At 30.0% G+C, this 1,826-nt stretch carries 1 pseudogene; it reads left to right on the top strand.

From position 1 onward, the window contains the following. Positions 1-58 precede the first annotated feature (58 nt). Positions 59-1,611, top strand: a pseudogene (locus SHK09_RS15360) (IS3 family transposase). Positions 1,612-1,826: the final 215 nt, after the last annotated feature.

Genomic DNA, 1,826 nt, shown 5'->3' with positions numbered 1-1,826 from the left:
TGATATGCTCCCCCTATAGTAGACACTAAAAAACAAAAACTATAGGGGGAGTATTTTTATGTCTAGAAATCCTAAATATGATACTAATTTATTTCTATTAATATTTAGATTATTAGATGAGGGTTACAGTTATGCGGAAGCTTTAAAAAAGAGCAAAGTTGAAATGAATATTGAACATTTAAGAATTAAATATCAACAATACAAAATGCATGGAATAGAGGCATTATTACCAAAGAAAAATAATAATTCCTATAGTGAAACATTTAAAGAATCAGTAGTTAAAGAATACTTAACTCAAGATGTTTCACCTAAATATTTAGCAATAAAGTATAATATACCCGCACATACTACTGTCACAAATTGGATAAAACGATATACTTTAGGAAAAGAGAATGTTTCATATTCTCCATTACCAGAGGTGTATTTAATGAAGGCTAGAAAAACAACGTTCGAAGAACGTGTAGAAATAGCAGAAGCATGTATTGAATCAGAAAAAGATTATAAGAAAACTGCTTTAAAATTTAATGTTAATTACGGACAAGTGTACAGTTGGGTTAAGAAATATGAAAAATTCGGAAGTGCTGGACTTGTAGACGGAAGAGGCAAAGGTAAGCCTGCACAGACATTGACTGACGAAGAACAAGCATTAGCTAAAACGAAAGCTCTTGAAGAAAGAATTAAATACTTAGAAATGGAAAACAAAATTTTAAAAAAGTTGAAGGAAAAGGAAAGAGAGTTGATCAATCGTCATTTAGACAAATAATTGAATACCTTGTCATTGAAGATTTAAAAAAAGAATACCCAATAAGTCTTTTGTGCAAAGTACTTGGAGTATCCAGAGCAAGTTATTATAAATGGAAAAAACGAAAGAATTTTAAATCAAAGCGTGAAATTGAAGATGAAATATTAATGGATGATATCCTAAGAATTTTTAATAAGTATAATGGCATTTACGGCTATCGCCGTATTCGTATTTATATTTGTCTAAGACTAGATAAAAAAGTGGGACGCAAACGTGTATATCGTTTAATGAAGAAATTAGGTTTAAAATCTTGCATACGTGTTGCAAGAACGAGACATAAACCTTCGATACCTTCTATTACCGCTGAGAATATTATGGATAGAGAATTTTATGAAACGGAAGCAAACAAAAAGTGGGTAACAGACGTAACAGAACTTATTTTAGAAAACGGGAAAAAGTTTTATTTAAGTGCAATCAAGGATCTTGGGACAGGAAAAATTGTAAGCTATGAAATTAACTACTCAAATAATAATCAGCTCGTTTTCAATACTTATAAAAAAGCTATAAAAAAAGTGAAAGATGTAAATAGTTTAATACTGCATAGTGATAGAGGATACCAGTACACAAGCAAGCATTTTAAATCCATGCTCGATGAGCATGGCGTTATTCAAAGCATGTCGCGAGTGGGAAGATGTATTGATAATAGTCCTATGGAATCATTTTGGGGAATTATGAAATCAGAAATCTATCGCGGTAATAAACATTATAAATTTAAGGATTTAAAAACTGCACGTAAACAGATAAAAGAATATATAAATTTTTACAATAATGAGAGAATTACCTTAGAAATGGAAAGATTAATTGCTTAACTTCTATTTATATCTGTCCTAGTTTATTTGAATTAAAGAAGTGATGAGCTTAGCTCATCAGATTTAGCAATTTGAAGTTCACTAAATAATTAAGAAAAAAACTGTACAAACGAGCATTTTCAACTCATTTGTACAGCAAATTTTAGAATATATTTTTTGATTACCAACAAAACTTTTTTTGATTTTTCCCTGTCTACTTGAAGGGGAGCAGTTCA

It is taken from the genome of Polaribacter sp. PL03, from assembly GCF_033875165.1.
Classification (GTDB): domain Bacteria; phylum Bacteroidota; class Bacteroidia; order Flavobacteriales; family Flavobacteriaceae; genus Polaribacter.
The sequence above is the reverse complement of the archived record's forward strand: the minus strand, read 5'-3'. Positions and strand labels throughout refer to the sequence as shown.